The following is a 21,626-nucleotide window of genomic DNA, read 5'->3' as shown; positions in this document are numbered from 1 at the left end:
TGCCCGGGGACCGCGGCATGGCCGAGGTGATGGCAGCGCAGGACTGCCTCTACACCGTGGTGGTCACGCACCCGGACGGATTCCTCGGCGCCCGGGTGGTGGGCTCGATCGTCGAGTACCTGCTGGCTCCCGACGATCCCGAGGCCGTGGTGGAGAAGATGGCCTCGCCCGACGTCCGCGTCGTCTCGCTCACCGTCACCGAGGGCGGTTACAACATCTCCCCGGTCACCGGGGAGTTCGATCCCACCGACCCCGGCGTGGTGGCCGACCTGCAGCCCGGGGCGGCGCTGCGCACCAGCTTCGGCCTGGTCACCGAGGCGCTGGCCCGGCGCCGCGAGCGGGGCGTCCCGCCGTTCACCGTCATGTCCTGCGACAACATCCCCGGGAACGGCGACGTCGCGCGTGACAGCTTCGCCGCCTTCGCCGCGCTGCGGGACCTCGAGCTGGGGGAGTGGGTGCGCCGCGAGGTGCCCTTCCCCAACTCCATGGTGGACCGGATCACCCCGGTGACCACGGACGTGCACCGTCGCGAACTGGCCCGGCGCTTCGGCGTGGAGGACCGCTGGCCGGTGGTCTGCGAGCCGTGGACCCAGTGGGTGCTGGAGGACCGGTTCCCCGAGGGACGCCCGCCGCTGGAGGAGGCCGGGGTGCAGCTGGTGGCCGACGTCGAGCCCTACGAGCTGATGAAGCTCCGGCTCCTCAACGGCAGCCATCAGGCCATGGGCTACCTGGGCACCCTCGCCGGCTACACGTTCATGCACGACGTCTGCCAGGACCCGCTGTTCCGCGAGTTCCTGCTCGGCTACATGGACGCCGAGGCGACCCCCACGCTGCCGCCGGTGCCCGGCATCGACCTCGGGCGCTACAAGGCCGACCTCATCGGCCGGTTCTCCAACCCCAACATGCGCGACACCCTCGCGCGCCTCTGCGCGGAGAGCTCGGACCGCATCCCCAAGTTCCTGCTGCCGGTCCTGCGGGCGAACCTCGCCGCCGGCGGCCCCATCGGGCTCTGCGTCGCCGTGCTCGCCGGCTGGGCCCGGTACGCGGAGGGGGTGGGCGAGGACGGCCGGCCGATCGAGGTGGTCGACCCCCGCCGGGACAGCCTGATGGCCGCGGCGCGGCGCCAGGCGGAGGACCCGCTGGCGTTCGTGTCCGACCGGGACCTGTTCGGGGACCTGGCCGACGACGAGCGGTTCGCCGCCGAGTACACCGCCACGCTCCGGTCCCTGCGCGAGCGTGGCGCCCGCGCGACGCTCGAGGACCTCCTGCACTGAGCGGCGGGGCCGGTCAGCCCCCGGGCGTGCGCAGCTCGGTCATCCGGCGGACGGTCTCCACCCAGGCCGTCCGGACATCGACCGGCCGGTCGCCGGCGAGGTCCAGCACGCGACGGTCGAAGCCCGGCCCGTCGCCGACGACCGCCTCGAAGCCCAGCCGCGACACCAGCTGCTCGATCTCGGCCACGTGCAGGCCGGCGTCGGCCAGCGGTTCGAGCAGCCAGGAGGTCCGCTGCCGGAGCATCCGCAGGTCCACGTCCGTCGTTCGGCCGGCGCCCCGGTTCCAGGTGCGCCGGGGCGCCGCGGACGTGCTGGTCAGCCCTCGATCGGCAGACCGGTGTAGTTCTCGGCCAGCTCGCGGGCGGCCGCCTCGGAGGAGCAGACCCGGCGCAGCTGGGAGAGCTGGAGCTGGGCGTCGAAGTCGTCGCCGGAGGTGTGCAGCATCGAGGTCATCCACCAGGAGAAGTGGGTGCACCGCCAGACCCGGCGCAGCGCGGTGTCGGAGTAGGCGTCGACGAGGTCGGTGCGGCGCTCGCTCAGCAGCCGGTCCAGCGCGGTGGCCAGCAGTGTGACGTCGGCGACGGCGAGGTTCAGGCCCTTGGCCCCGGTCGGCGGCACGATGTGCGCGGCGTCGCCGGCCAGGAAGAGCCGGCCGCGGCGCATCGGGGCGCTGACGAAGGAGCGCATCGGCAGGATCGACTTCTCGGTCACCGGGCCGGTGGACACCTCCCAGCCGTCGATGCCCAGGCGGCGGGAGAGGTTGTCCCAGATCCGGTCGTCGGACCAGTTCTCGATGGAGTCGGACGGATCCACCTGCAGGTACAGCCGGGAGACCGACGGCGAGCGCATCGAGTACAGCGCGAAGCCCTCGGGGTGCCAGGCGTAGATCAGCTCGTCGGTCGAGGGCGCGGCGTCGGCCAGGATGCCCAGCCAGGCGTAGGGGTAGGTGCGCTCCCAGACCTGCCCGGCGGTCCCGGCGGTCACCAGGGGGCGGGACACACCGTGGAAGCCGTCGGTGCCGGCGATGACGTCGCACTCGAGGACCTGCGGGTTGCCGTCGGAGTCGGTGAAGCGGATCCGCGGGGTGTCGCCGTCGACGTCCTCGGGGGTGACGTCGGAGACCTCGAACAGCAGCGGCGGGCCGCCGTCCAGCTGCGCCTTGATCAGGTCCTTGGTGACCTCGGTCTGCCCGTAGACCCAGACGGTCCGCCCGCACAGCTCCGGGAAGTCCAGCGTGTGCCGGGTGCCGGGGTACTGCAGGTGGATCCCGCGGTGCTCCAGCCCCTGGCGGCGGAGACGCTCGCCCGCGCCGGCCTCGGTCAGCGTGTCGACGGTGTGCTGCTCGAGGATGCCCGCGCGGATGCGCGCCTCGACGTAGTCCCGGGAGCGGTTCTCCAGGACGACGGAGTCGATGCCGCGCAGCGCGAGCAGCCGGGAGAGCAGGAGGCCGGCCGGGCCGGCACCGATGATTCCTACCTGGGTGCGCATCCCGGCAGTGTGGCGAGGGCTCGGCCGATGGGGCTGCCGGCCTTCCGTTGAGCGGAAGATCGTCCACTCAGTGGAACTGCATCGACCTGGCCAGCGCCCGGCCGATGCCGCGGGCGGCCATCTCCAGAGCCGGCACCATGCGCGCGAGATCGCGCCGGTGCGGCGGCACCACGATGCCCAGCGCGGCCACCGCGAGCGGCCCGGTGGGGCGCTCCACCTGCACGGGGACGGCGATGGAGGCGGCGCCCGGGGACATCTCCTCGCAGGTGCGCGCGTACCGGCGGCGGCGCACCTCGGCGAGCTCCCGGACGAGCCGCTCGCGGTCGACGACGGTGTGCCGGGTGACCGGGCGCAGCTCGGCGAGAGCCTTCTCCACCACGTCGTCCGGGGCGGCCGCGAGCAGCACCTTGCCCACCCCGGTGGCATGCAGGGGCAGCCGGCTGCCCACCTGGCTCACCACCGGCACCGACTCCCGCCCGGAGATCCGCTCGACGTACAGCGCCGACAGACCCTCCCGCACGGCCAGGTGCACGGTGTCCCGGATCGTGGTGTGCAGGTCCTGCAGGAACGGCGCGGCCACCTGGCGCAGCTCCAGTTGCACCGGGGCCAGCAGGCCGAGGTCCCAGAGCTTCCGGCCGATCTCGTAGCGGCCGTCGGGACGCCGGATCAGCGCCCCCCACTCGGTCAGTTCCCCGAGCAGCCGGTGCGCGGTGGTGAGGGGCGTGCCCGACCGCTCCGCGATCTCGGACAGGGACAGCCGCGGGGCGTCGCTGCTGAAGGCGTCGAGGACGCCGAGCGCGCGGGAGGTCACCGACCGGCCGGGACTGCCGCTCCCACCTGCCATGGATCGCTCTCCCGTCCAGCGGAAACAAGGGCTTGGGAAGGGTAGACCAGGGGTCGTACCGTCCCGGCATGACCGGCACCACACCCGCCAGTGGCCTGCACCTGCCGCGGTACCTGCGCGAGCCCGACGTGACCAGAACCCCCGTCGGCTTCCCCGACTACCGCAGCACCGGGCTCCGGGCCCCGCTGCGCACGCCGGTCGACCTGCCGCACCGGCTCACCGAGATCACCGGCCCGGTGCTCGGCGAGGACCGCGTCAAGCCCGAGGACGCCGACCTGACGCTCCGCAACGGCGGCGAGGCGGTCGGGCAGCGGATCCTCGTGTACGGCCGCGTGCTGGACAGCGACGGCCGCCCCGTGCCGGATGCGCTGGTCGAGGTGTGGCAGGCCAACGCCGGCGGTCGCTACCGGCACGTCGTCGACGTCTTCCCGGCACCGCTGGACCCGCACTTCGACGGGCTCGGCCGCGTGATGACCGACAGCCTGGGCCGCTACGAGTTCATGACGATCAAGCCCGGCGCCTACCCGTGGGGCAACCACCACAACGCGTGGCGTCCGGCGCACATCCACTTCTCGCTGTTCGGCCGGGCGTTCACCCAGCGCCTGGTGACCCAGATGTACTTCCCGGACGACCCGCTGTTCGGCCAGGACCCGATCTTCAACTCGATCCCCGCCGCGGCGCGGCACCGGGCGATCAGCCAGTTCCGGCTCGAGCGGACCGTGGACAACTGGGCCCTGGCCTTCGAGTGGAACATCGTGCTCCGCGGGGCCGACCAGACGCCTTTCGAGACCGAGGACGACGGAGACGTGGCCTGATGACGATCGACCCGCTGGACGTCCCCGACGTCACCGAGCCCTACCAGCCGCTCCCGGGGCGCAGCCGCAGCACCGGCTTCCTGACCGAGCCGCTGCGGTTGGGCACCAGTCCGAGCGCCACGGTCGGCCCCTACCTCGCGATCGGCCTGACGTGGCCGGACGGCACCTGGGCCGCCGACGAGGGCGTCGAGGGCGGCATCTGGGTCCGCGGCCGGATCTTCGACGGCGCCGACCAGGTCGTCCCGGACGCCATGGTCGAGACCTGGCAGGCCGACCCCGACGGCGGCTTCCCCTCGCCCGAGGACCCGCGGGGCGCGTCGTCCTACCCGGGTTTCCGCGGCTACTCGCGCGTCGCGACGGCCCAGCCGCCCGGCGAGTTCGCCGTCCACACCCTCAAGCCCGGCCGGGTCCCCGACGGCGAGGGCGGCCTGCAGGCGCCGCACATCGACGTCTCGATCTTCGCCCGCGGGCTGCTGGACCGGGTCGTCACGCGGATCTACTTCGCCGACGAGGCCGAGGCCAACGCCGAGGACGTCGTCCTGCGCGGACTCCCCGAGGACCGGCGCGCCACGCTGGTCGCCGAGCCGACCCAGGACGGCTACCGCCTCGACATCCACCTGCAGGGCGAGCACGAGACGGTCTTCTTCGCGGTATGAAGTCCTCCGTGACCGGAACCCCCGCGTGAGCGGACTCTTCAGCGGGACCTTCGCGAGGGGGAGTGCGGCGACCGCCGTCTCGGACTCCGCCTGGTTCGACGCGCTCCTCGACGTCGAGGCCGCCCTCGCACGGGCCGCCGCGGCGACCGGGCTGGTGCCCACCACGGCGGCCGACGCCGTCACCCGCGCCTGCGCGGAGCCGGCGGCGCTGGACCTGGCCACCGTGGTGGCCCGGTCGGCCGACGCGGGCAACCCCGTGCCGCCGCTGGTGCGGGTGCTGCAGGACGCGGTGGGGGAGCGGGACGCCGTCGCCGTGCACGTCGGGGCCACCAGCCAGGACATCGTGGACACGGCGCTGGTCCTCCTGGCCCGCCGCGCGATCAGCGCGATCGACCAGGACCTGGCGCTGGCCGCCGAGGCGGCCGCCGCGCTGGCCCGCACGCACCGCGACGACGTCGTCATGGGGCGCACGCTGATGCAGCAGGCGCTGCCCACCACCTTCGGGCTCAAGGCGGCCGGTTGGCTCAGTGGTCTCGACGGGGCCCGGCTTCGGCTGGCCGAGGTCGTCGCCTCGCTGCCCGTCCAGTACGGCGGAGCCGTCGGCACGCTTGCCGCCAGCGAGGGCGCGGGCACCGCCGTGCGGGCCGCGCTCGCCGCCGACCTGGGCCTGGTCGCGCCGGCCGCGCCGTGGTTCACCATGCGGCTGCCGATCGCCGACCTGGCCGGGGTACTGGGCGCCGCGGCCGGGGTGCTGGCGACCATCGCCGTCGACGTCGTGCTGCTCGCGCAGACAGAGGTCGCCGAGGCGGCGGAGAGCGGCGCGGGCCGCGGCGGCTCGTCGGCGATGCCGCACAAGCGCAACCCGGTGGCCGCCATCTCCGCCCGCGCGTGCGCCCGCCGCGCCCCCGGGTTGGTCGCCACGCTGCTGGGGGCCATGGAGCAGGAGCACGAGCGGGCCGCCGGCGCCTGGCACAGCGAGTGGCCGGCGCTGACCGACCTGCTCACCACCGTCGGCTCCGCCGCCGCCTGGCTGGTCGAGAGCCTGGGCGGGCTGCGTCCCGACGTCGAGCGCATGGCCGACGCGGTGGGCGCCGCCCGGGACCCGGAGCTCGCCGGCGCGCTGGCCGACGCGCTCACGCCGCGGCTGGGCCGGGGCGCCGCCCACGACGAGGCCGCCGCCGCCGTCCGCGAGGCCGCCGCGACCGGCCGGCCGCTCGCCGACGTGATCGCCGGGCGCGACGACATCGATGTGACGGAGCTGCTCGCCGGTGGCCCCGACGTGGGGGAGGCGGCCGAACAGGTGGACGCCGTCCTGGCCGAGCACGCCCGGCTGACCGAGGGGAAGCGATGAGCGCGGTCGAGGTCTCGTACACCGTCGACGGAGCGGCCGACGCGCCGGTCGTCGTCCTGTCCAACTCCCTCGGCGCCACCCGCGGCATGTGGGATCCGCAGGTGCCGGCCCTGGCCGAGCGGTACCGCGTGGTCACCTACGACGGACGCGGGCACGGGGAGTCGCCCGCGCCGGCCGGCCCGTACACGATCGACGACCTGGTGGACGACGTCCTCGCGGTGCTGGACCGCATCGGTGCCGAGCGTGCGCACGTCGCCGGGGTCTCCCTCGGCGGCATGGTGGGCATGCGGATGGCGGCGCGCGAGCCCTCGCGGGTGCACCGCCTGGCGGTGATGTTCAGCTCGGCGAAGGTGGACCCGCAGGGGTTCCTGGACCGGGCCGGTCAGGCGCGGGCGGGCGGCACCGCGCAGTTCGCGCCAACTGTCGTGCAGCGGTGGCTGACCCCCGCGTACGCGGCGGAGCACCCGGACCTCGTGGCCCGGCTCGAGTCGATGATCGCCGGCGCGGACGACGAGGGCTACGCCGCGTGCTGCGAGGTCGTGGGCGGCATCGACCTGCGCGAGGACCTCGGCCGCATCACCGCGCCGACCCTCGTGATGTCCGGTGCCGACGACCCGGCACTCCCGCCCCCGCACCAGGAGGCGATCGCCGCGGGCATCGCCGGAGCCGAGCTGCTCACCCTGAGCCCCGGCGCGCACCTGGCCAACCTCGAGCGCACGCTGGAGGTCACGGGCGCGCTGCTCGGCCACTTCGACGCGGCAGGACCCGGCCGAATCGCCACAGCTGATGGAGACGCCCGATGAGCGAGCTGCCCGATCCCGGCCCCGACACGGACGAGGCCCGCCGGGAGGCCGGCATGCGCACCCGCCGCGAGGTCCTCGGCGACGCCCACGTCGACCGCGCCGTCGCCGGGGTCACCCCGTTCACCGCGGGCTTCCAGGACTTCATCACCCGCGTCGCGTGGGGGGACGTGTGGCAGCGGCCGGAGCTCTCCCGGCGCGACCGCAGCCTGATGACGCTGTCGATCACCATCGCGCTGCGGCACTGGGAGGAGTTCGCCCTGCACGTGCGGGCGGCGAAGAACAACGGCCTGTCCGACGAGGAGATCGGCGCGGTGATCCAGCACGCCGCCGTCTACGCCGGCGTGCCCGCGGCCAACCACGCCTACAAGGTGGCCGGACCGATCCTCGACGAGCTGCGTGCCACCTGATCCGCGGTGCGCCGACCGGTTGCACACCACAACCTCGGGTAGGGCCGACCCGGCAACGTGGTCGGGAAGAGGACGTCGGTGACAGCAACGCAGCAGGGTTCGGACGCGCAGGCACGCCCGGGAGGCGGCGACCAGCCCGATCCCCGGCGGTGGAAGGCCCTGGCGGTCTGCCTCGTCGGTGGCTTCATGGTCCTGCTCGACGTCTCGATCGTGAACGTCGCACTGCCCTCGATCCGCGACGGGCTCCGAGCGTCGGAGAGCGAGCTGCAGTGGGTGGTCTCCGGCTATGCCCTGACGTTCGGTCTGCTCCTCGTGCCCGCCGGCCGGGTCGGTGACGTCCGTGGCCGGCGCACCATGTTCGTCGCGGCGCTGGCGCTGTTCTCGCTCGCGTCGCTCGCCTGCGGGCTGGCCCCGACGAGCCTCACCCTGGTCATCGCGCGACTGGCGCAGGGCTTGGCCGGCGGGCTGCTCACCCCGCAGATCAGCGCGCTGATCCAGCAGCTGTTCAGCGGCCGGGAACGAGGCACGGCGTTCGGCCTCTTCGGCACGGTGGTCGGCGTCTCCACCGCCGTCGGTCCGCTGCTGGGGGGCGCCCTCATCGCGCTGTTCGGCCCCGACCACGGCTGGCGCTGGGTGTTCTTCATCAACCTGCCGATCGGGCTGGCCGCGATCCCGCTGGCCTGTCGCCTGCTGCCGAAGCCGGAGCCGTCGCAGCGCCGGCGCCAGCGCCACGACTACGACCCGCTGGGTGTGGTGCTGCTCGGCGCCGCCATCGTCGCCCTGCTCCTGCCGCTGGTGCAGGATCGGCAGTGGCAGGGCTCGGCGAAGTGGCTGCTGGTCCCGGTGGCGGCGGCTTTCCTCGTGGTGTTCGTGCTGTGGGAGATCCGGTACTCGCGGCGCGGCAAGGAGCCGCTCGTGGACCTGGTGCTCTTCCGGCTGCGCTCGTGGTCGTTCGGCGTCGCGATGATCACGCTCTTCTTCGCCGGCTTCACGCCGCTGTTCTTCGTCTTCACGCTCTACCTGCAGACCGGTCTCGGCTACAGCGCGCTGCAGGCCGGGCTGGCGATCACGCCGTTCGCCGTCGGCTCCGCGGTCGCCGCCGCCGTCGGTGGCCGGGTGGTGCACCGCTTCGGGCGCTCGCTCGTCGCCGGCGGGCTGCTGCTGGTGGTGGTCGGCTTCGGCGGCGCCGTGCTCGCCGTCGCGCTGGTGCCCGAGAACGGCACCGGCTGGGCCACGATCGCACCCCTGCTGATCGGCGGGCTCGGGGCCGGGCTGGTCATCTCGCCGAACCAGGCGCTCACGCTCTCGCAGGTCCCCGTCGAGCGCGCCGGAACCGCCGGGGGCCTGCTCCAGGTCGGCCAGCGCATCGGGGCGGCCGTCGGCATCGCCGCGGTGGGCTCGGTCTTCTTCGCCCGCGTGGCCACCACCGACGGGGACTTCGCCAGCGCCTTCGACCACGGCATGCTCGTCGCGACCGGGTTCGTGGTCGCCGCGCTCGTGGTGGCCGTGGTCGACGTGCTCGTCGACCGCCGCACCCACCGGCGCGAGGACGTCCGGCCCGCGGGCGCCTGACGCGGGCCCGGGGAGACCGCGGAACGGTCTCCCCGGGACCTCGGTGGTCAGCTCGCCGGTTCGGCGAAGGTGTCGGCCACCCGGTCGGCGACGACGGTGCTCACGTACGGCAGGTGCTGGTGCGGCTCGGGTCAGACCGAGGCGGGCAGGGCCATCTCGCGGACGTCGTCGGCGACGGTGAGCGGGGCGCCGGTCTTCTCGACGACCTCCTCGACGGTCACGCCGGGGGCGGTCTCGCGCAGCACCAGGCCCCCGGGCGTCACGTCGATCACGGCGAGCTCGGTGATGATCCGGTCGACGCAGCCCTTGCCGGTCAGCGGGAGCGTGCACTCCTCGACGAGCTTCGGCGATCCGTCGCGGGCGACGTGCTCCATCATGATGATCACGCGCTTGGCGCCGTGGACGAGGTCCATCGCCCCGCCCATGCCGTTGACCATCTTCCCGGGGATGAGCCAGTTGGCCAGGTCGCCGCGGCTGTTGACCTGCATGGCCCCGAGGACGGCGACGTCGAGGTGCTTGCCGCGGATCATCCCGAACGACAGCGCCGAGTCGAAGAAGCTGGCGCCCGGCAGGATGGTGACGGTCTCCTTGCCGGCGTTGATGAGGTCGGGGTCCTCCTCGCCCTCGTACGGATAGGGCCCGACGCCGAGCACCCCGTTCTCGGAGTGCAGGACGACGTGCACGCCCTCGGGCACGTAGTTGGGGACCAGCGTGGGCATGCCGATGCCGAGGTTCACGTACTGGCCGTCCTCGAGCTCGAGCGCCACGCGGGCGGCCAGCTGCTCACGGGTCAGGCTCATCGGGGCGTGGCCTCCTCGCCGGCCGCGGCCGGTGTGTCGGAGCGGTCGGTGCGGGGCCGGGTGGTGCGCTTCTCGATGCTCTTGCCCTCGGTGCCCACGACGACGACGCGGTCGACGAACACACCGGGCAGGTGCACCCGCTCGGGGGTGATCTCGCCGGGCTCGACGAGTTCCTCGACCTCGGCGATCGTCACCCGTCCGGCCATGCCGGCCAGCGGGTTGAAGTTCGCGGCCGACTCGTGGAAGACGAGGTTGCCGTGCCGGTCACCGACGGCGGCGCGCACGAGCCCGAAGTCGGCGGTCAGCGCCGTCTCCAGCACGTACTGCTGGCCGTCGAACTCGCGGACCTCCTTGGGCCGGCTGGTCTCGACGACGTTCCCCTCGGCGTCGTAGCGGATCGGGATGCCGCCGTCGGCGACGAGCGTGCCCACGCCGGTGGGCGTGTAGAAGGCGGGGATCCCGGTGCCGCCGGCGCGCAGCCGCTCGGCCAGGGTGCCCTGCGGGGTCAGCTCGACCTCCATCTGCCCCGTGAGGTACAGCCGGGCCAGCTCCTTGTTGCCGCCGACGAACGAGCTGATGGTCTTGCGGATGCGGCCGGCGTAGAGCAGGACGCCGAGCGCCTGGTCGTCCACGCCGCAGTTGTTGGAGATCGTCGTGAGCCCGTCGGCGCCCTGCTCCAGCAGCGCGTCGATCAGTTGGATCGGAACCCCGCAGAGGCCGAACCCGCCGACGGCGAGCACGGAGCCCGGGGCGACGTCGGCGACGGCCTCGCGGGCCGAGGCCACGACCTTGTCCACCTCAGGCCTCCCGCTCGCGGAGGGCGGAGGGCACGGCGGCCTCCGAGTGGCGCGAAAGCGTCCGGTCCACCAAGTGCTCCCATCGGTCGGCCTGCGGGCCCCCCATTATCGCTCGGGGGCCGGTTCCGTTCGACGTGCGCACTCCACTGGGCGGAATGCGCTCTGCACACATACCGATCCGCACGGGCCGGCGGGAACCCCCCGGGACCGCCCGTTGCGCGGGCATGGAGCTGACCTGCCCGAAGTGCCACGGGACCATGCGCACCTACGAGCGCAACGGCGTGCACGTCGACCAGTGCTCGGACTGCCGGGGGATCTTCCTCGACCGCGGGGAGCTGGACCGCCTGATCGACGCGGAGAACGCCTACCACGGAAGCCCTGAGGGGCGCCGCTAGCCGACGCACCAGCAGCCCGGGTCCGCACACGGCGCTCCCGCCGCGGCAGGTCTCGGCGGCGTGGTCGGCGAGGTGCTGCGGCAGGTGCAGGGATCCGGGCACTCGTCGTCGCACTCCTACGGGCACTCCAGGCCGCGGAAGAAGGAGTCCTTCCTGAGCGACCTGTTCGGCTGACGCCGGAACCCGTCGGGCTGATGCCCGGCGCGGCTCAGGGCAGCCGGACGGTGAGCCGGACGCTGATGCCGCCGTCGCCCTGGTGGTGGTCCCCGCCGCGGATGTCGACGTAGTCGCACAGCTGCCGCGCCAGCCACAGGCCCATGCCACCGCGGGACAGGTCCTCGCCGTGAGCCGGTCCGTACCCGGCGAACGGGTCGTCCCAGCCCGGCCCTCCGTCGGTGATGGTGCAGACGATGCGGTCGGGGGCGGTCCACAGCCGCAGCCCGACCGGCGGCAGGCCGTGCCGTACCGCGTTGGAGGTCATCTCGTCCACGGCGAGCAGGAAGTCCTCGACCAGGTCCGGTGCCCCACGGAGCCCGGCGAGCTCGCCGGCGACCGCATGCCGCAGTCCGATGAAGTCGGCCACGTCGCCGGCCGCGAACCGCGGGGGCGTGCGCTCGAGCGGCTCCTCAGGGACGGGCAGCCCGCGCAGGTAGACCGCCGGGTCGGTGAACTGCGGACTGGGCGTCCGGCTGGCCGGCGTGACCAGGTGGCGGTGGGTGTGCCGGGAGGCCTCCACGACCGTCGCGGGGAGCCGGCCGGCGTCGTAGAGGCACACGCCCCACAGGTCCCAGCCCTGCAGCGCCTCGTTGATGACCGCCTCGTACCGCTCCCACTCGAGCCAGTCCCGCGCCCTGGGACCGAAGTCCATGTCGCCCACCAAGCGGACCCGGTGCGCGCCGCCGGGCGCGTGCTCCCTGGCCAGCCGCCGGAAGGCGGTGATCGCGCCGGGCGTGCGCCGGCCGTAGACGGCGCTCTCGTCGACGACCAGCACCCGCGGGTCCTCGCCCAGGGCCTCGCGCAGGATCGCCGCGGTCTCGGGCCGGGCGGCGACGACGGCCGCGTCCCCCGACGCGAGCCCGTCGGCCAGGAACGGCGTGACCGTGGCCACGAGCTCGTCGACCGACTCGTAGATCAGGGCGTCGTGGGGGAAGCCGCCGGGCGGGGGATGCCCCGCCCCGCCGGTCGCCGTCCAGTTCACCAGTGCCCCCGCTGTCTCCACAGCCGGTCGTCCGGACCGGCCCCCCCACGGTAGGCGACGACGCCGGACGGGACAGGTCGGGACCACGCACGAGGGATCCGAGCCGGCTTCCCCCGGGACACGGTTTCGGCGGCTTCCTCCCGGGCAGGTGACGGGGGTTCCAGCGGAGGGAGAACACCATGGCCATCGCCACCATCAACCCGGCCACCGGCGAGACGCTCAAGACCTACGAGCCGCTCACCGACGACGCGCTGGAGGACAAGCTCGCGCGGGCCGCGGCCGCGTTCGAGGACTACCGGCTCACCACGGCCGAGCAGCGGGTCGGCTGGCTGCGCGCCGCCGCCGACGTCCTGGAGGGCGACACCGACTCCGTCGCCGAGCTGATGACCACGGAGATGGGCAAGACGCTGGCGTCGGCCAAGGCCGAGGTGGGCAAGTGCGTCGCGGGGCTGCGCTGGTACGCCGAGCACGGGCCGCGGTTCCTGGAGCCGGAGGAGAAGGACGCCGCCGCCGTCAAGGCGCAGCGGGCATACGTGACCTACCAGCCGCTCGGGGTCGTGCTGGCGATCATGCCGTGGAACTTCCCGATGTGGCAGGCGATGCGCTTCGCGGCCCCCGCGCTGATGGCGGGGAACGTCGGGCTGCTCAAGCACGCGAGCAACGTGCCGCAGACCGCGCTGTACCTGGAGGAGCTGTTCCACAAGGCAGGCTTCCCGGCCGACGTCTTCCAGACGCTGCTCGTCGGCTCCTCGACCGTCGAGAAGGTGCTGCGCGACGACCGGGTCATGGCCGCGACCCTGACCGGCAGCGGTCCGGCGGGCCAGTCGGTGGCCGCCATCGCCGGGGACGCGCTGAAGAAGACGGTGCTGGAACTCGGCGGCTCCGACCCGTTCATCGTGATGCCCTCGGCCCATCTGGACCGTGCGGCCGAGGTGGCGACCACCGCTCGCAACCAGAACAACGGGCAGAGCTGCATCGCGGCGAAGCGGTTCTTCGTGCACCGCGACGTCGCCGAGGAGTTCACCCGGCTGTTCGGCGAGAAGATCGGTGCGCTGACCGTCGGCGACCCGATGGACGCCGAGACCCAGATCGGACCGCTGGCCACCGAGTCCGGTCTGCAGGACGTCGAGGAATACGTGGAGGACGCTCGCACCAAGGGCGCCACGGTCGCCGTCGGCGGTAAGCGGGTCGACCGTCCTGGCTGGTTCTACGAGCCGACACTGCTCACCGGCGTGACGCCGGAGATGCGGGTGCACAGCGAGGAGGTCTTCGGGCCGGTCGCCGCGCTCTACGTCGTCGACAGCCTGGACGAGGCGATCAGCCTCGCGAACTCCCACCACTACGGCCTCGGCTCGAACCTGTGGAGCGAGGACGAGGACGAGCGCACGCAGTTCGTGCGCGACATCCAGTCCGGCATGGCCTTCATCAACGGGATGACCGCCAGCTACCCCGAGCTGCCCTTCGGCGGCATCAAGCAGAGCGGCTATGGCCGGGAGCTGACCGAGCTGGGCATGCGCGAGTTCATGAACGCGAAGACGGTCTGGGTCGGTCCGCCCAGCAGCGAGCAGAGCGAGGGCGACACCGCGGGGGCCGCCGCGGAGTGACCCGCCGCGCGGCGGACCGTCGGGGGCTCGGGGCACAGTGGAGGCGTGTTCGACATCGACTGGATGGGCCTGCTGACCCGGGAGGTGCTCCGGGAGCGCGGTGCCGCGCTGATCGCCGAGAGCTGCGCGTGGGCCGTCGGGCTCTCCGACCAGCCGCACTTCGAGCGGCGGGCCGGGCGGCTCGTGGCCACCGGCCTGACGGTGGGGGAGCGGGCAGCGCACGGACGGCCACTGGGCGGAGAGGAGGACGGCCGCCTCGAGCTGGGTGATGCCCGGCCCGGCACCTTCCAGGACGCGCTCAACATGGTCGACGCCCGGGGCCGGGTGCAGGCGGAGCGGTTCGACGACGAGGTGCTGGGGCCGTTCGTGCGCGACACCTGCCTCCAGGCCGCCGAACGTGCCTGCGCCACCCGGTGCGGCGACTGGGCGGAGCTCGCAGACGACCTCGGGGAGAGCCCGCGCGACCTGCTGGACGTGGTGCGCGCCGGGGGCTGGGAGGCGCCGCTGCGCATCGACGCCGAGCACCTCGTGCTGGCCGCGCTGGGCACCGTGCCGCTGATCGAGGTGGAGGCCGAGGGGCTGCCCCTGTCGCTCGTGCGCGCGGCCGAGGCGGTCACCCGCACCGCCGTCGTCCCCGAGCCCGTGCCGGTTCCCGACGACAGCCTCGCCGGAGCGCTGTTCCTCGCCCGTGCGGCGCTGGACGCCTCGGGCTGCACCGTCCCGGTCGCACCGGAGGAAGCCGATCTGCTGCTGGCGGCCCTGGGCGACAACGGGCTGGAGCCGGAGGAGGTGACCGCCGTCCTGCCGCACCTGCCGGTCGAGGAGGCGACGATCACGCGGATCGCCGCGACCCTCGCCGGCCGCTGACCGCGGCGGTCGCGGCGGCCATCCCCAGGCCCGCCGGCGACTCTCGTCCGCCGGCGCTGCGTCCGGCCCCAGTTGCCGCAGGACGCCGACGGTCCGATCGTCGGCCCGAACAGCGCCCCGGGATCGGGCGACGCCGGCGGTCCCGAGCGCAGCAGGTACCGCGCGCTCAGCCGGGCCGCCGTGCGGCCTGCGGTGTCCGGGGCCAACGCATGCAGCAGGCCGACGGCGTTCAGCGCTCCGACCCGCGCCTGCCGGCGAGGGCGATCGGCCAGCGCCACGATCTGGCGGGCGACGCGCTCGGGGCTCACCACCGGGGGAACCGGGCGCAGCGCACGGCCGGTCCAGTTGCCCGAGGCGAGGTACGTGGGAGTGTCGACGAAGGCGGGACAGACGCCGCACACGGCGATGTCCGACCGCACGGCGAGCTCGGCCCGCAGGGCGTCGGTGAACCCGGCGACGCCGTGCTTGGCGCCGCATAGGTCGTCGCCCACGGGCTGGGCAGCCGGCCCCCGATCGACGCGACGTTGACGATCACCGCCGGACCTCCCTGCGCCAGCATGCGGGGGACGGCGGCGGCGCGTCCGTTCACCACTCCCAGCAGGTCCACCTCGATCAGCCGCCTGTGCGCCTGGACGGGGATGACCTCGAAGGGACCCCACAGGCTGGTGCCGGCGTCCTTCACCCAGACGTCGATCCGGCCGAGGCGATCGATGGCGGCCCGGGCCAGTGCCTCGACCGCCGCGGCGTCGCCGACCTGCGTGGGGTGGGCCACCACCTCGGCGCCCAGCTCCGCGCACTGCTCGGCCGCGCTCCAAGACGCGCCTCGCCCCGGGCGGCCAGCACCAGCCGGGCGCCGTCGGCGGCGAACGCCCGGGCGGTGGCCAGGCCGATCCCGCCGGGGGCGCCGCTCAGAACCACCACCCGTCCGCTCACGTCCCCGGCACGCTGGCGTCTCATTCCTGGCGGCTACCCCCACCTCCCCGGGATACGCCGTCCCGGGTGTTCCCTGTCCCGCACCGGGGTAGGCACCCCGGCATGTCGAAGAACGTCGATCAGGGTCAACAGCGCGCCGCCGTCCGCGAGGCCAAGAAGCAGGGAATTGCCCCCAGCGCCGCCGGGGCGACCACCGGCGCCTCCAAGCAGATCGAGCACCACACCCACGGCGACGACCGGCACGAGCACTCCAGCGCCCAGGGGAAGAGCAAGACCTGACGGCGCAGGAGGTCAGACCTCCTCGACCTCGAAGGTCCGGCTCGGGGCGACGAACTCCTCCTGCGCGCTGACCAGCAGGATCTCGCGGCTGCCGGCCTCCTCGGTGCGTGCGAGCAGGCCGAACACCGACGCCGACGCCCGGGCGAGCGCCTCCGCGGCCGACCGCGTGTCGAGCCAGTGGGCGAGGAAGAGTGCGGCGATCGCGTCCCCCGCGCCGTTGACCGAGACGCCCAGCCGCGGGGTGCGCACGCGGTAGTGGCGGCCGCCCTCCGACGCCAGCAGGTCGACCGCGTCGTCCGGGGTGTCGTCGGCGACCAGTGAGGTGGTGAGCACGACCCGCGGGCCGAGCGCCTGCACCGCGGCGACCGCCTCCCTGACGTCGGCCAGCGACCGGGTCGCACCGCCGGAGAGCAGGTCGAGCTCGTAGTGGTTGGGCGTCACGACGTCGGCCGCGGGGACGGCGACCTCGCGCATGAACTCCTCGATGCCGGGGCGCACGAACACCCCGCGTCCGACGTCCCCGATCACCGGGTCGCAGCAGTACACGGCCGCCGGGTTCGCCTCTCGGACCCGTGCGACGGTGCCCACCACGGCGTGGCCGATGTCGGCTGACCCCAGGTAGCCGGAGAGGACGGCGTCGCAGGAGGAGAGGACACCGCGGTCGGCGACGCCCTGCACCAGCTCGTCGATCGACTGGCCGTCGTAGACCCGGCCGGTCCACTCCCCGTAGCCGGTGTGGTTGGAGAACTGGACGGTGTGCACCGGCCACACCTCGATGCCGAGGCGCTGCAGCGGGAACACCGCGGAGCTGTTGCCCACGTGTCCGTAGGTGACGTGCGACTGGATGGAGAGGACGGCGGTCACACCCGGAACCCTGGCACATCCCTGGCGTGCAGGGTCCGGCCTCCCACCCGACGAGCGGTCGCTCAGCCCGCGGCGGAGCTCCCGGCCCGTCCGCGCACCTCGACGTGCGGCCGGGACTGCCACAGCGCCCACTCGGCGCTGACGTCCCCGGCGGTGCGCAGCAGATGGGGGAGGTGCTCGGTCAGCAGCTGGTCCGTCGAGGTCTCCGCCGCGTGCACGGTGACGTTCATGGCCGCCCGCACGACGCCGGCGCCGTCGCGCACCGGGACCGCCACCGACCGCACGCCGGGGGCCAGCTCCTCGTCGGCCAGCGCCCACCCGCGGGCGCGCACCTCGGTGAGCTCGTCGTGCACCTGGCCGGCCGAGCGGCGGAGGGGGGTCGGCAGGCCGGACCGCGACGGCTCGGCCAGCGTGGCCGTCAGCTCGTCGGGGGAGAGGGCGGCCAGCAGGACCTTGCCCTGCGAGGTCTGCACCGCCGGGAAGCGGGTGCCGATGTCGACCCGCAGCGCGATCAGCTTGGGCACGGCCACCCGGGCGACGTAGACGATGTCGGAGCCGTCGAGCTGGGCCATCGAGGAGGACTCCCCGGTGCGCCCGACGAGCGCCTCCATGTGCGGTCGCGCGATGTCCCAGAGCCCGAGCGAGGCCACGTAGGCCATGCCCAGCTCCAGCACCTTGGGGGTCAGGGAGAAGGCCCCGTCGGAGGAGCGGACGTAGCCGAGCTCCTCCAGGGTCAGCAGCAGCCGGCGCGCGGTCGGCCTGGCCAGCGACGCCGCCGTCGCGACGTCGCTGAGCGACATGCTGCGGCGCCCGGCGTCGAAGCAGGTGAGGACGTCGAGGCCTCGGGCGAGGGCCTCGACGAAGTCCGGGCCCGTACCGCGTCCTGCCATGTCGGCTCCCATCCGTCGGGGGTCGGCCGGCCCCTGCGTTGCAGGGGGCCGGTCCTTGGTCAGCGCTCGGTCGCCAGGTGCTCCTCGAACACCTGCTCGCGAGCGGCGTGCGTGCCCTCGGACTTGTACTCGGTGTACTGGTAGGGGTTGTCCAGCAGCTTCGGGTCGGGCAGGTCGGGGTGCATGCCGGCCACCCACGTCTCCTCGCCGAGTTCGGACCGCAGGTGCTCGACGGTGTCCTCGATCTCGCGGCGGACCCCGGAGAGGTCGGTGCCGACCAGCGCGTGCGCGTGCTTCACGACCCGGCCGTCGACCAGCACGGTGTGCACGTCACCCCGCTGGGCCTGGAACGCCACGTGGCCGTAGGGGTTGAGCACCGGGAAGGAGACCGGCGAGGCGTCGTTCTTGATCAGCACGACGTCGGCCTTCTTGCCCGCCTCCAGGCTGCCCAGGTCGTCGCGGCCCAGCGCCGCCGCACCGCCGCGGGTGGCCCAGCGGACGACGTCCTCGGCGCGCAGCTCCAGCTGGGTCACGGTGTCGCCCGTGAGGTGGGCCTCGAAGTGCTCGCGGGAGCGGTCGGCGCCCAGGGTCGTCCGCATGGCTGAGAACAGGTCGCCGCTCCACCAGACGCTGGTGTCCATCGACAACGAGACGGGGATGCCGTGCCGGCGCACCTGCCAGGTGGGCGGGTAGCCCTGCCCCGCACTCTGCTCGGACTCGGTGGAGACCGAGATGGAGCCGCCGGTCGCCGCGATCCGGTGGTAGGAGTCGGGGCTGAGACTGGCCGCGTGCACGTAGACGGTCTCCGGGTTCATGAAGCCGTGCTCGTGCATGAGCCGGATGCCGTCGTCGTTGGTGGCGCCCCAGACCCCGGCGTGGGTGGTGACCGGCAGGCCCAGCTCGCGGGCGACCTCGAAAGCGGCCTTCTCGGGGAAGCTGGGGTCGCCGGTGACGTCGAAGGCCAGTTGCAGGCCGAGCATCCCGTCGGCGGCGTCGCGGTGCCGTTCGAGGAAGGAGCGGACGGCCGGGTCGGCGGTCCACTCCCAGGGGGCGGCCTGGATGTTGCCGTAGGCGAGCACGAAGCGGCCGGGCACCGAGCGGAGCGCCTCGACGGCGGCCTCGGCGTGGTCCACCGACTGCAGGCCGTGCGACCAGTCGACGGTCGTGGTGACGCCGGCCTCGAGCGACTCGAGCGCGGAGAGCCGGTTGCCGGCGGCGACGTCCTGGGGACGGAACTTCCTGCCGTGCTCGAGGTAGTACCAGACGAAGTACTGGGTGAGGGTCCAGTCGGCCCCGTAGCCGCGCATGGCGGTCTGCCACATGTGGCGGTGGGTGTCGATCATGCCGGGCATGACGATCCCGCCCCGGGCATCGATCTCCTGGGTGCCCTCGGGCACCTCCAGAGCGGGTCCGACGGCGGCGATGCGGTCGTCCACCACCAGGACGTCGGAGTCGGGCAGGATCGTGCCCGCGTCGTCCATCGTCAGGACCGTGCCGCCGCGCAGGACCACCGGCCGGCCGGTCACCGGGGTGGGCTCGGACTGGGTCATCGTTTCCTCCTGAGCATGATCGGCCTCACCGGACGTCTGTCCGCCTGACGGACGTCAGGTGCGATGCGGATCACGATGATGGTCCGGTCGGCACCTGTCAACCGTTGGCCGCTGATCACCGAACCGGCCTCGACCGGCGGTTGACAGCACGACCGGCCGGGGCCGAGACTCGCTGACAGGCTGCGGACGATTGTCCGCGAGCAGTGCTGACGCAAGGAGTGGCTGAGGTCCATGAGCGATCCCGGAGCACGGCCGACGTCGCCGGCGCCCGACCGTCCGGGGCCGCTGTCCGGCCTGCTCGTGGCCGACTTCTCGCGCATCCTGGCCGGCCCGTACAGCACGATGCTGCTGGCCGACCTCGGCGCCGATGTGGTCAAGGTCGAGGGTCCGGGCGGGGACGACACCCGCACGTGGGCGCCGCCGGTGCGCGAGATGAACGGGCAGGGGGTCTCCACCTACTACCTGGGCGTCAACCGCAACAAGCGCTCGGTGGCGCTGGACCTCAAGGACCCCGACGACCTGGCCGCCGCGCAGGAGCTGGCCCGACGGGCCGACGTCGTGGTCGAGAACTTCAAGCCCGGCGGCCTGGCCCGCTTCGGCCTGGACTACGACTCGGTGGCCGCCACCAACCCGCGCATCGTCTACGCCTCCATCAGCGGCTTCGGCAGCGGCCCGGGCGGGAAGTCGCTGCCCGGCTACGACCTCATCGTCCAGGCCATCTCCGGCCTGATGAGCCTGACCGGCGACCCCGAGGGCGAGCCGTACCGGGCGGGGGTCGCCGTCTTCGACGTCATGGCCGGCCTGCACGCCACCATCGGCGTCCTCTCCGCTCTGAACCACCGGCACGAGACCGGGCGCGGGCAGCACGTCGAGGTCAGCCTGCTCGCCTCGGCCATGTCCGGCCTGGTGAACCAGACCAGCGCCTTCGTGGCCGGCGGCGTCGTCCCCTTCCGGATGGGCAACAGCCATCCCAGCCTCTTCCCGTACGAGCCGCTGCCGTGCTCGGACGGGGACCTGATCATCACCGCCGGCAACGACGGCCAGTTCCGCAAGCTGTGCGAGGTGCTGGGCCTGCCGGAGCTGACCGAGGACCCGCGCTTCCTCCGGAACGAGGACCGCACGGCCAACCGGGAGCAGCTGCGCCCGCTGCTCGTGGAGCGCCTGGCGACCCGCACGAAGATGGAGTGGTTCCGGGAGATCATCGCCGCAGGGGTGCCCTGCGGGCCGATCAACACCATCGACCAGGGCGTCGCCTTCGCCGAGGAGGTCGGGCTCGACCCGGTCGTGACCGTCGGCGAGGGGGATGCGGCCGTGCCCTCGATCCGCAACCCCATCCGGTTCTCCGACACCGCGGCCTCCTACCGGCTGCCGCCGCCGGCCGTCGACGAGCACGGCGCGGAGATCCGCCGCTGGCTCGCCGCACCGGCCGAGGAGGGGCAGCAGTGAGCGAGGACCGCCCCAGCTACCCGACCGCGCTCGGGGCCTCGAGCCTGGAGCGGATCACCCTGCTCGGTTCGGACCTCGCCGAGGACGTCATGGGGTCCGTCGGCTTCGGCGAGCTCGCCTTCTGGTTGGCCACCCAGCGCCGGCCCAGCACGGGGGAGACCCGGGTCTTCGAAGCAGTGCTCGCCGCGCTCGCCGACCACGGGTTCACCCCGACGGCGATCGTCACCCGGCTCACCTACCTCTCCGCGCCCGACTCGATCCAGGGCGCGCTGGCCGCCGGTCTGCTCGGCGGCGGCTCGCGCTTCCTCGGCGTCACCGAGGACTGCGGCCGGTTCCTGCACGACGTGCTCGCGCGCACCGACCGCCTGCCGGACGACGACGCCGGCTGGGACGCCCTCGCCCTGGAGACGGTGACCGCCCAGCGCGCCGCCGGCCGCTTCGTGCCCGGACTGGGTCACCACGTGCACAAGCGGGGCGACCCGCGCACCCCGCGGCTGTTCGAGATCGCCACCGAGGAGGGTCTCTACGGCCCGCACCTGTCGCTGTTCGCCGCGATCGGCCGGGTGCACCCGCAGGTGCTGGGCAAGCAGCTGCCGCTCAACGGCGCCGGCGTCTGCGGCGCGGCGCTGGCCGATCTGGGGTTGCCGATGGAGCTGCTGCGCGGGTTCGCGCTGCTGGCGCGGACCGCCGGGCTCATCGGGCAACTGGCCGAGGAACTCCGGCACCCCGTGGCCAACGACGTGTTCCTGTCGGTGGACCTGAACAACGCCCCCGTAGCCCCGGACCCCTACAC

23 protein-coding genes are annotated in these 21,626 nt (G+C 73.6%); 13 read left to right on the top strand and 10 right to left on the bottom strand.

Annotation, left to right across the window (positions count from 1 at the left end):
* Positions 1-1,274: mannitol dehydrogenase family protein (locus tag C5508_RS14590; RefSeq protein ID WP_104525676.1), on the top strand; the 1,274-nt coding region annotated here is incomplete at its 5' end.
* Positions 1,275-1,287: 13 nt separating this feature from the next.
* On the opposite strand, the gene C5508_RS14585 is transcribed toward C5508_RS14590, so the two are convergent.
* From C5508_RS14585 to C5508_RS14575, 3 genes are all read right to left on the bottom strand, one after another.
* Positions 1,288-1,518: a hypothetical protein gene (locus tag C5508_RS14585; RefSeq protein WP_157944105.1), complete on the bottom strand. Its 231-nt coding sequence runs from the start codon at positions 1,516-1,518 to the stop codon at positions 1,288-1,290.
* A gap of 71 nt (positions 1,519-1,589) precedes the next feature.
* Entirely contained in the window at positions 1,590-2,762 is a 1,173-nt protein-coding gene (locus tag C5508_RS14580) for a 4-hydroxybenzoate 3-monooxygenase (RefSeq protein WP_104525673.1), read from the bottom strand.
* A 67-nt stretch (positions 2,763-2,829) separates the two neighbouring features.
* Complete coding sequence (locus tag C5508_RS14575) at positions 2,830-3,606, bottom strand: IclR family transcriptional regulator (RefSeq protein ID WP_104525672.1); 777 nt, start codon at positions 3,604-3,606, stop codon at positions 2,830-2,832.
* A gap of 68 nt (positions 3,607-3,674) precedes the next feature.
* Here C5508_RS14575 and pcaH point away from each other — a divergent pair, with 68 nt between their 5' ends.
* The 6 genes from pcaH (at position 3,675) to C5508_RS14545 (ending at position 9,210) form a co-directional block, all read left to right on the top strand.
* Entirely contained in the window at positions 3,675-4,421 is a 747-nt protein-coding gene (gene pcaH / locus C5508_RS14570) for a protocatechuate 3,4-dioxygenase subunit beta (RefSeq protein WP_104525671.1), read from the top strand.
* Entirely contained in the window at positions 4,421-5,077 is a 657-nt protein-coding gene (gene pcaG / locus C5508_RS14565; protein WP_104525670.1) for a protocatechuate 3,4-dioxygenase subunit alpha, read from the top strand. The genes pcaH and pcaG overlap by 1 nt, the downstream gene beginning before the upstream one ends.
* Before the next feature lie 25 nt (positions 5,078-5,102).
* Complete coding sequence (gene pcaB, locus C5508_RS14560; protein ID WP_104525669.1) at positions 5,103-6,428, top strand: 3-carboxy-cis,cis-muconate cycloisomerase; 1,326 nt, start codon at positions 5,103-5,105, stop codon at positions 6,426-6,428.
* Positions 6,425-7,231, top strand: a complete 807-nt coding sequence (gene pcaD, locus C5508_RS14555) for a 3-oxoadipate enol-lactonase (RefSeq protein ID WP_104525668.1) — start codon at positions 6,425-6,427, stop codon at positions 7,229-7,231. Before pcaB ends, pcaD begins: the two co-directional genes overlap by 4 nt.
* On the top strand, positions 7,228-7,638 hold the full coding sequence (gene pcaC / locus C5508_RS14550; protein ID WP_104525667.1) for a 4-carboxymuconolactone decarboxylase: 411 nt from the start codon (positions 7,228-7,230) through the stop codon (positions 7,636-7,638). Before pcaD ends, pcaC begins: the two co-directional genes overlap by 4 nt.
* 78 nt (positions 7,639-7,716) lie before the next feature.
* On the top strand, positions 7,717-9,210 hold the full coding sequence (locus C5508_RS14545; RefSeq protein WP_232797148.1) for an MFS transporter: 1,494 nt from the start codon (positions 7,717-7,719) through the stop codon (positions 9,208-9,210).
* A gap of 131 nt (positions 9,211-9,341) precedes the next feature.
* On the opposite strand, the gene C5508_RS14540 is transcribed toward C5508_RS14545, so the two are convergent.
* Together C5508_RS14540 and C5508_RS14535 are read right to left on the bottom strand one after the other, a co-directional pair.
* Positions 9,342-10,010: a CoA transferase subunit B gene (locus C5508_RS14540; protein ID WP_104525665.1), complete on the bottom strand. Its 669-nt coding sequence runs from the start codon at positions 10,008-10,010 to the stop codon at positions 9,342-9,344.
* The gene (locus C5508_RS14535; RefSeq protein WP_104525664.1) at positions 10,007-10,807 is read right to left on the bottom strand and encodes a CoA transferase subunit A; all 801 of its coding nucleotides are present in this window, start codon (positions 10,805-10,807) and stop codon (positions 10,007-10,009) included. The genes C5508_RS14540 and C5508_RS14535 overlap by 4 nt, the downstream gene beginning before the upstream one ends.
* Positions 10,808-11,064: 257 nt before the next feature.
* Between C5508_RS14535 and C5508_RS20745 the strand changes: the two genes are divergently transcribed.
* On the top strand, positions 11,065-11,202 hold the full coding sequence (locus C5508_RS20745; protein WP_232797147.1) for a TFIIB-type zinc ribbon-containing protein: 138 nt from the start codon (positions 11,065-11,067) through the stop codon (positions 11,200-11,202).
* Between the two features lie 208 nt (positions 11,203-11,410).
* On the opposite strand, the gene C5508_RS14525 is transcribed toward C5508_RS20745, so the two are convergent.
* Entirely contained in the window at positions 11,411-12,421 is a 1,011-nt protein-coding gene (locus C5508_RS14525) for a sensor histidine kinase (protein ID WP_232797146.1), read from the bottom strand.
* Between the two features lie 158 nt (positions 12,422-12,579).
* On the opposite strand from C5508_RS14525, the gene C5508_RS14520 reads away from it, so the two are divergent.
* Positions 12,580-14,004, top strand: a complete 1,425-nt coding sequence (locus C5508_RS14520; RefSeq protein ID WP_104525662.1) for an NADP-dependent succinic semialdehyde dehydrogenase — start codon at positions 12,580-12,582, stop codon at positions 14,002-14,004.
* A 45-nt stretch (positions 14,005-14,049) separates the two neighbouring features.
* Complete coding sequence (locus C5508_RS14515) at positions 14,050-14,871, top strand: hypothetical protein (protein WP_104525661.1); 822 nt, start codon at positions 14,050-14,052, stop codon at positions 14,869-14,871.
* 304 nt (positions 14,872-15,175) lie between these two features.
* Here the strand turns inward: C5508_RS14515 and C5508_RS20740 are convergent, their stop codons facing one another.
* A complete protein-coding gene (locus C5508_RS20740) occupies positions 15,176-15,847 on the bottom strand; it encodes an SDR family NAD(P)-dependent oxidoreductase (protein WP_104525660.1) in 672 nt (223 codons plus the stop codon).
* Positions 15,848-15,906: 59 nt separating this feature from the next.
* Here C5508_RS20740 and C5508_RS19590 point away from each other — a divergent pair, with 59 nt between their 5' ends.
* Complete coding sequence (locus C5508_RS19590) at positions 15,907-16,083, top strand: hypothetical protein (RefSeq protein WP_157944103.1); 177 nt, start codon at positions 15,907-15,909, stop codon at positions 16,081-16,083.
* A gap of 12 nt (positions 16,084-16,095) precedes the next feature.
* Here C5508_RS19590 and pdxY read toward each other — a convergent pair whose 3' ends face one another.
* The 3 genes from pdxY to C5508_RS14495 form a co-directional block, all read right to left on the bottom strand.
* Positions 16,096-16,947 (bottom strand): pyridoxal kinase PdxY, encoded by an 852-nt coding sequence (pdxY, locus tag C5508_RS14505; protein WP_104525659.1) that lies wholly within the window; start codon positions 16,945-16,947, stop codon positions 16,096-16,098.
* A gap of 62 nt (positions 16,948-17,009) precedes the next feature.
* Entirely contained in the window at positions 17,010-17,837 is an 828-nt protein-coding gene (locus C5508_RS14500; RefSeq protein WP_104525675.1) for an IclR family transcriptional regulator domain-containing protein, read from the bottom strand.
* 59 nt (positions 17,838-17,896) lie between these two features.
* Positions 17,897-19,387, bottom strand: coding sequence for an amidohydrolase family protein (locus tag C5508_RS14495; protein ID WP_104525658.1), 1,491 nt, complete (start codon positions 19,385-19,387; stop codon positions 17,897-17,899).
* Between the two features lie 231 nt (positions 19,388-19,618).
* Between C5508_RS14495 and C5508_RS14490 the strand changes: the two genes are divergently transcribed.
* Both C5508_RS14490 and C5508_RS14485 read left to right on the top strand, forming a co-directional pair.
* Positions 19,619-20,833: a CaiB/BaiF CoA transferase family protein gene (locus C5508_RS14490; RefSeq protein WP_104525657.1), complete on the top strand. Its 1,215-nt coding sequence runs from the start codon at positions 19,619-19,621 to the stop codon at positions 20,831-20,833.
* Positions 20,830-21,626, top strand: a 797-nt coding sequence (locus C5508_RS14485; RefSeq protein WP_104525656.1) for a citryl-CoA lyase, incomplete at its 3' end; no start/stop codon positions are given. The genes C5508_RS14490 and C5508_RS14485, both read left to right, overlap by 4 nt.

The sequence above is a fragment of the Blastococcus atacamensis genome (genome assembly GCF_002938425.1).
In the GTDB taxonomy this organism is placed as follows: domain Bacteria; phylum Actinomycetota; class Actinomycetes; order Mycobacteriales; family Geodermatophilaceae; genus Blastococcus; species Blastococcus atacamensis.
This window is presented reverse-complemented; position numbering and strand designations above follow the sequence as displayed.

Excerpts from the sequence above, each read along its gene's own strand:
- pcaH (WP_104525671.1), top strand. The coding sequence starts at position 3,675 with ATGACCGGCACCACACCCGCCAGTGGCCTGCACCTGCCGCGGTACCTG.
- pcaG (WP_104525670.1), top strand. The coding sequence starts at position 4,421 with ATGACGATCGACCCGCTGGACGTCCCCGACGTCACCGAGCCCTACCAG.
- C5508_RS14580 (WP_104525673.1), bottom strand. The coding sequence starts at position 2,762 with ATGCGCACCCAGGTAGGAATCATCGGTGCCGGCCCGGCCGGCCTCCTG.
- C5508_RS14490 (WP_104525657.1), top strand. The coding sequence starts at position 19,619 with ATGAGCGATCCCGGAGCACGGCCGACGTCGCCGGCGCCCGACCGTCCG.
- C5508_RS20745 (WP_232797147.1), top strand. The coding sequence starts at position 11,065 with ATGCGCACCTACGAGCGCAACGGCGTGCACGTCGACCAGTGCTCGGAC.
- pcaC (WP_104525667.1), top strand. The coding sequence starts at position 7,228 with ATGAGCGAGCTGCCCGATCCCGGCCCCGACACGGACGAGGCCCGCCGG.
- C5508_RS19590 (WP_157944103.1), top strand. The coding sequence starts at position 15,907 with ATGTCGAAGAACGTCGATCAGGGTCAACAGCGCGCCGCCGTCCGCGAG.
- C5508_RS14540 (WP_104525665.1), bottom strand. The coding sequence starts at position 10,010 with ATGAGCCTGACCCGTGAGCAGCTGGCCGCCCGCGTGGCGCTCGAGCTC.
- pcaD (WP_104525668.1), top strand. The coding sequence starts at position 6,425 with ATGAGCGCGGTCGAGGTCTCGTACACCGTCGACGGAGCGGCCGACGCG.
- C5508_RS14585 (WP_157944105.1), bottom strand. The coding sequence starts at position 1,518 with ATGCTCCGGCAGCGGACCTCCTGGCTGCTCGAACCGCTGGCCGACGCC.
- C5508_RS14500 (WP_104525675.1), bottom strand. The coding sequence starts at position 17,837 with ATGGCAGGACGCGGTACGGGCCCGGACTTCGTCGAGGCCCTCGCCCGA.
- C5508_RS14575 (WP_104525672.1), bottom strand. The coding sequence starts at position 3,606 with ATGGCAGGTGGGAGCGGCAGTCCCGGCCGGTCGGTGACCTCCCGCGCG.
- C5508_RS14495 (WP_104525658.1), bottom strand. The coding sequence starts at position 19,387 with ATGACCCAGTCCGAGCCCACCCCGGTGACCGGCCGGCCGGTGGTCCTG.
- C5508_RS14520 (WP_104525662.1), top strand. The coding sequence starts at position 12,580 with ATGGCCATCGCCACCATCAACCCGGCCACCGGCGAGACGCTCAAGACC.